This is a genomic window from Fundidesulfovibrio sp. (assembly GCF_058402725.1).
This window is the reverse complement of record NZ_JBZVFJ010000180.1, coordinates 1-5,706: the sequence shown is the minus strand read 5'-3', so window position 1 is coordinate 5,706 and position 5,706 is coordinate 1. Positions and strand designations below refer to the sequence as shown.

The 5,706-nt window shown below is 70.0% G+C and carries 9 protein-coding genes; 4 read left to right on the top strand and 5 right to left on the bottom strand.

Annotated features, from left to right (window positions below):
* Together ACV4UX_RS16770 and ACV4UX_RS16765 are read right to left on the bottom strand one after the other, a co-directional pair.
* On the bottom strand, positions 1–138 hold a 138-nt coding region (locus ACV4UX_RS16770; protein WP_491594429.1), incomplete at its 3' end, for a hypothetical protein.
* 100 nt (positions 139–238) lie between these two features.
* Positions 239–1,120 carry an ACP S-malonyltransferase gene (locus ACV4UX_RS16765; RefSeq protein WP_491594428.1) on the bottom strand — a complete coding sequence of 294 codons (882 nt, stop codon included), beginning with the start codon at positions 1,118–1,120 and terminating at the stop codon, positions 239–241.
* Positions 1,121–1,274: 154 nt separating this feature from the next.
* Here ACV4UX_RS16765 and ACV4UX_RS16760 point away from each other — a divergent pair, with 154 nt between their 5' ends.
* Positions 1,275–1,955 carry a 16S rRNA (guanine(527)-N(7))-methyltransferase RsmG gene (locus tag ACV4UX_RS16760; RefSeq protein ID WP_491594427.1) on the top strand — a complete coding sequence of 227 codons (681 nt, stop codon included), beginning with the start codon at positions 1,275–1,277 and terminating at the stop codon, positions 1,953–1,955.
* Here ACV4UX_RS16760 and ACV4UX_RS16755 read toward each other — a convergent pair.
* From ACV4UX_RS16755 to ACV4UX_RS16745, 3 genes are all read right to left on the bottom strand, one after another.
* The gene (locus ACV4UX_RS16755) at positions 1,916–2,137 is read right to left on the bottom strand and encodes a hypothetical protein (protein WP_491594426.1); all 222 of its coding nucleotides are present in this window, start codon (positions 2,135–2,137) and stop codon (positions 1,916–1,918) included. The two genes, ACV4UX_RS16760 and ACV4UX_RS16755, sit on opposite strands and share 40 nt — an antisense overlap.
* A 16-nt stretch (positions 2,138–2,153) precedes the next feature.
* Positions 2,154–3,239, bottom strand: a complete 1,086-nt coding sequence (locus ACV4UX_RS16750; RefSeq protein WP_491594425.1) for an NAD(P)H-dependent flavin oxidoreductase — start codon at positions 3,237–3,239, stop codon at positions 2,154–2,156.
* Between the two features lie 112 nt (positions 3,240–3,351).
* Positions 3,352–3,822, bottom strand: coding sequence for a 23S rRNA (pseudouridine(1915)-N(3))-methyltransferase RlmH (locus tag ACV4UX_RS16745; protein WP_491594424.1), 471 nt, complete (start codon positions 3,820–3,822; stop codon positions 3,352–3,354).
* 91 nt (positions 3,823–3,913) lie between these two features.
* On the opposite strand from ACV4UX_RS16745, the gene ACV4UX_RS16740 reads away from it, so the two are divergent.
* From ACV4UX_RS16740 to ACV4UX_RS16730, 3 genes are all read left to right on the top strand, one after another.
* Positions 3,914–4,486: a DUF4390 domain-containing protein gene (locus ACV4UX_RS16740; RefSeq protein WP_491594423.1), complete on the top strand. Its 573-nt coding sequence runs from the start codon at positions 3,914–3,916 to the stop codon at positions 4,484–4,486.
* Positions 4,487–4,532: 46 nt separating this feature from the next.
* Entirely contained in the window at positions 4,533–5,480 is a 948-nt protein-coding gene (locus tag ACV4UX_RS16735) for a TIGR01777 family oxidoreductase (RefSeq protein ID WP_491594422.1), read from the top strand.
* Positions 5,477–5,706: response regulator (locus ACV4UX_RS16730; RefSeq protein ID WP_491594421.1), on the top strand; the 230-nt coding region annotated here is incomplete at its 3' end. The genes ACV4UX_RS16735 and ACV4UX_RS16730, both read left to right, overlap by 4 nt.

Sequence of the window (5,706 nt, the reverse complement as noted above, 5' to 3'; positions counted from 1 at the left end):
GAGCATGGCCACGTTGCAGGCCATGTCGCCGAACTGCTTGTCCTTGGGCGGTTCGATGGTGGCCTTGTCCGGCCACTGGGCGCCCTTGCGGGCGAGGATGGCCTCCAGAAGGCCTCTGAGATGGGTGAGCGCGCGCATAACGGTCCTTTCACGATGCGTTCGGCCGCGCAGGGCGCGGCCGGAAAAGTCCAGGACAGGCACGGGCCCGTCCGTTGTCCGACGGTACGGTCACCCGGCCCTAGGGCAGGGTGAAGCCCTCCAGGGCCTCGCGGGTGGCCAGGTTCACGGCCTGGGCGTCCTCGCGCCCCTCCAGGCAGGGCTTGACCATCTTGGTGAGCACGCCCTTGGGGCCAAGCTCCACGAAGGTGCGCGCCCCGGCCTCGTAGAGGGCGGCCATGGTGTCGATCCAGCGCACGGAGGAGGTCATCTGGCGGGCCAGGAGCTCCCGGAGTTTGGCCGGATCGGACTCGCCCTGGCCCGTGACGTTGGCGAACACCGGGGCCGAGGGGGCGCGCCAGTCCGCCTTGGCGAGCACTTTCTCCAGTTCGGCGGCGGCCTCGGCCATGAGGGGCGAGTGGAAGGCCCCGCTCACGGCCAGGGGGATGGCCCGGCCCTTGGCTTCCTTGCACAGCCCGGCGGCCTGGTCCACGGCTTCGCGGTGGCCGGAGATCACGTACTGGCCGGGGGTGTTGTAGTTGGCCACCAGGAGGATGCGCCCCGTGGCCTGGGCGGCGCGGGCAACGATGTCCTCGACGCCTTGCAGCGACACCTTGAGCACCGCGGCCATGGCCCCGTCCGAGCCGCCGGCCTCGGCCATGAGGCGGCCGCGCAGGCTGGTGAGTTCCAGGACCTGCTCCACGGGGAGCGCGCCCGAGGCGGCCAGGGCGGCGTATTCGCCCAGGCTGTGCCCTGCGAAGCCCACGGGGGCCAGCTTGCCGCGCACGGCCAGCCAGCAGCCGAGGGTGACGGCGGTCATGGCGGGCTGGAGGTTGCGGGTGTGGGCCATGGCGGCGTCGTCGCCGTCCCAGTAGATTTCGCGAAGCGGCAGGCCGGAGGCCTTTTCGGCCAGCTTCCAGAGGTCCATGGCGTCCTGGACGGCCTCGGCCAGGCCGCGCCCCATGCCCTTTTCCTGGGAGCCCTGGCCGGGGAAGAGCACGGCCTGGGCGGGAGTGTTGACGGTCACGTGTGAAGGCTCCTTGCGGGGTGAGATCGGTTCCGCCTGGGTTGGTAGAGCATCCTTTGACGGGCGTCAATTCTTGGGCCATACCCCGCCCATGCGTGACAACCTGCCCGACGCCGCGAGCGCGGCGTACCTGGCCCTTTCCCTGGGCCGCCAGTTGGACTCCGGACAGGCCGACGGGCTTGCCGCCTACCTGGGCCTGTTGCAGACCTGGAACGCCCGGACCAACCTCGTGGGGCCGCGGCGCTGGCAGGAGATGCTCACGGAGCTTGCGGCCGACAGCTGGTGGCTGGCCGACCTCCTGGCGGACCTTCAGGCCTCGGGCGCGCTGCCGTCGGCCCCCGTGAGCCTGGATTTCGGGGCTGGAGCGGGCATCCCGGGGATTCCGCTGCGCCTGTTCTGGGGCGCGGGGCGCTACGTGCTGGTGGAGCCCCGGGCCAAGCGGGCGGGTTTTTTACGCCAGTGCGCGGCCATGCTTCGCCTGAAGGAAACCGAGGTGTTCGAGGGCCGCGCCGAGGCCCTTCGGCGCGAGGCGGACCTGTGCCTCTCGCGGGCCTTCATGCCCTGGCGGGATTTCCTGGAGCTTGCGGCGGGATACGGGCGCAAGGGAGGGGACGGCGGCGCGCGCGCGCCCGTGGCGGTGGTGTTCGCCAATGAACCCGAGCCCGGCGGGAGCGCGCCCGCCGGATACGGTCCGCCCCTGGTCCGGGAGTATCCCCGGACCGGAGGGACGGGCTATTTCTGGGTGTTCTCCCCGAGTATGGCCCCCAGCTGATCCCGGAAGATGAGCTTGGTGGCCAGGGCGTCGGCCTGGTCGGCCAGGTCCATGAGCTTTTCGAGGAAATCGAGGATTTCGCCGCGTTTTTCGTCGTCCGCGTTGTCGAAATCGAACTGCAGGTCGCCGGAGGCGAAGTAGTCCTCCAGCCTGGCGAGGTACTGGGCGTCGAGCAGGGCCATGGCGTCTGGTTCCGGCCTAGGCCCCGGCGGCCACGGCCGCGTCGTATTCGGCTTCCAGGGATTCCATGAGGCGCTTCACGGAGACGATCTCCTTCACGCGCCAGGCGTTCTGCCCGGCGAAGGCGAAGCCGTGGTCCAGAAGCCCCTTCTTGGCGTTCATGAGCGCCAGCATGATGCAGTAGGGCGCGGTGGTGCCGTCGCAGTTGTGGGTGCAGTTGAAGGGGCAGACCTTGGGGATCTTCTCGCCGCGCTGCACGGAGCGGATGAAGTTGTTGATGATGGCGCGACCGGGCAGGCCCACGGGGCTCTTGATGATGGCGATGTCTTCCTCGCGCGCGTCGATGTAGGTCTGCTTGAAGGCCATGTCGGCGTCGCATTCGTAGGTGGCCACGAAGCGGGTGCCCATCTGGACGCCCGCCGCGCCCATGCGCAGGTATTTGAGGATGTCCGCCCCGGTGAACACGCCGCCTGCGGCGATCACCGGGATGGGCTTTCCGTCGGGTCCGCGGTAGGCCCCCACGGCTTCGATCACCTGGGGGACCACGGTCTCCAGGGAGTGGCCGGGATCGCGGATGTCCTCGGGCTTGAAGCCCAGGTGCCCTCCGGCCAGCGGCCCCTCCACCACGAAGGCGTCCGGGGTGCGCCCGAAGCGCGAAAGCCACTTGCGGCAAAGGATCGCCGCGGCCCGGGCCGAGGAGACGATGGGGATCAGCTTGGTGCGGCAGCCTTCGGGCAGGAGTGAAGGCATGTCCAGGGGCAGGCCCGCTCCGGAGATCACGGCCTCCACGCCTTCGCGCACCGCCGTGGAGACGAGGTCCGCGTAGTTGGTGAGGGCCACCATGATGTTCACGCCCAGGGGGCCGTCGGATTTGGCGCGCGCGGCGCGGATTTCGTCGCGCAGGGCCTCGTTGTTGGTGTGCACGAAGTCCGTGGCGTAGCCAGGGCGGCCCATGCCGATGCCCGCCGCCGCGATGACGCCGATGCCCCCGGCAGCGGCCACGGCGGAAGCCAGGCCGGACAGGGAGATGCCCACGCCCATCCCGCCCTGGATGATGGGGGTTTTGACCGTGAGGTCGCCGATTGAAAGGGAAGGAAAGGCCATTTGGTCTCCACTTGAGGCGTATACGGCACGCAGTCCCCGGCCGCGTCGAAGCGCCGTGGGGCGGTAGAAATCATGTTCCGCGCAAAAAGTCGAGCGCGGAGAACGCGCCGGGTCAACCGTGATGGTAGGGGTGCCCGGCGAGGATGCTCATGGCCCGGTACAACTGCTCCAACAGAACCACCCGGGCCAGTTCGTGCGGCAGCGTGCAGGGTCCCAGGCTCAGGCGATGGTCGAAGCGCGCGCGCGCCTCGGCGCCGAACCCGTAGGGGCCGCCCACCACGAAGCAGGGCATCCGGCCCGGATCGTCCAGCCAGCGCCCCAGTTGGCGCGCCAGGCCCTCGGATCCGGGGGCGTCTCCCTCAATCTCCAGACCCACCACGCGTTCCCTGGGTCCCAAAGCCGCAAGGAGGGCCTGGCCTTCCTTGCGCAATCGGGCGGGCACGTCGCGGGTTTCCCTGGCGTCTCGCACCACGGACGTCTCAACGCGCACGCAGCGCGCCAGAGCTTCCTGATAGTGTCGGCAGGCCTCCTGGGCCCAGCGGGCCTTGAGGTCGCCCACGAAGACGAGTCGCACCCGATGCATGGACGGAGCAAGATAGCCTCGGGATTGGCAGTTGTCAAAGCCCCCGGCATTGGGGTAGGCCCCGAATGGGCGAAAAGACCAAGGAATCTTCATGCACCGCGCCGCCGCCTTTCTGCTCCTCGTGCTCGTGGCCGCCCTGGCGGCCTCGCCGGGAGAGGTGCGCGCCCAGCGCCTGGGCCTGGCCAACATGGTCCTGGACAACCAGGGAGGCCGGGCCAAGCTGCGTTTCGGCGTGGACGTGCGCGACCCCAGGCTCGTGGAGGCCGTGGACCAGGCGTTGCGCCAGGGGCAGGTGCTGGCCCTGGAGTGCAAGGCCCGGCTTTCGCTCAAACGCGATTACCTCTGGAACCGCGAAGTGGCCCAGGCCACGCTGCTCTCGCCCCTCATCCTGCACGACGGCGGCCCCTACGAGGTGGTGCTGCACCGGGGCGGCGAGGAGCGGGTGCGCGGCCGCGATCTGGGCCTCTTGATGCGCGAGGCCTGGAGCAAGCTTTCCGTCGACCTGGGCGCGTGGAGCATGATGGAGCGCGGCAAGGCCTACGCCGTGACCCTGGAGATCCGCATGGTGCGCCAGGACGTTGGCGACTGGCTCCAGGGCGCGCTCTTCTTCTGGGGGTTCGATCCCGTGGGACCGGTCACCTACCAGCTCGATTTCTCCTATTGACCGCGCCCCTGCTTCCTCCTACTTTCCACAGCATGCGGAGACACCTGTGAACGGCAACGGCCGCCACGTCATCGTGGCCGGCGGCGGCGGCTTCATCGGCCGGGCGCTGTGCCGCGCGCTTCTGGCCAAGGGGTGGCGCGTGACGGCCCTTACGCGCGGCAAGCCCCGCTCCCCCGGCGCAGACCCCGACGGAGCGCGCCCCGCCTTCGCCGCCTGGGACGGCCGCACGGCCGACGGCTGGGGGCACCTGGCCGACGGCGCCTACGCCCTGGTCAACCTGGCTGGGGAGTCCATCGCGGACGGCCGCTGGACCAGCCAGCGCAAGCAGGCCATCGTGGAGAGCCGCGTGTTCGCGGGCCAGGCCATGGTCCGCGCGGCCACCCAGGCCGCCGTGCGTCCGGCGGTGCTGCTCCAGGCCTCGGCCGTGGGCTACTACGGCGACACGGGCGACGACCCGGTGGATGAATCCTCCCCCCCGGGCCGGGGCTTCCTGGCAGACGTGTGCCTGCAGTGGGAGGCCTCCTCCCGGCCGGTGGAGTCCCTGGGCGTGCGCCGCGTGGTGGCGCGCACGGGCCTCGTGCTGGGTCGAGGCGGCGGGGTGTTCGAGAAGATGCTTCCGCCCTTCCGCTATTACATGGGCGGCCCCCTGGGGCACGGCCGCCAGGCCTTTCCATGGATCCACCTGCGCGACCAGGTCGAGGCCATGGTCTTTCTTCTGGAGCGCGAGGACCTCTCGGGGCCGTTCAACCTCTGCGCCCCCGAGAGCGCCGCCAACCGCGACTTCTGCCAGGCCCTGGGCCGCGCCCTGGGCAGACCCTGCGGGCTGGCCGCCCCGGCCGCCGCGCTGCGTCTGGTCTTCGGCGAGATGGCCGAGGAACTGCTTCTGGGCGGCTGCCGGGCCTTCCCGAGAAGGCTCATGGAGAGCGGCTACGTCTTCCGCCACCCCCGGTTGGCCGAGGCCTTGGCGAACCTCTTGGCCAGGGAGGCAAGGTGAGCGAGCGCAAGATCCTCGTGGTCGAGGACGAGGCCATCGTGGCCCTGGACATCAAGAGCCGTCTCAAACGCATGGGCTACGAAGTGGCCGGCTCCTGCGCCACCGGCGAGGAGGCCGTGGCCCTGGTGGGCAAACTCAAGCCCGACCTGGTGCTCATGGACATCATGCTCGAAGGCGCCATGGACGGAATCGAGGCCGCCGGGGAGATCAACGAGGGCTTCGGCCT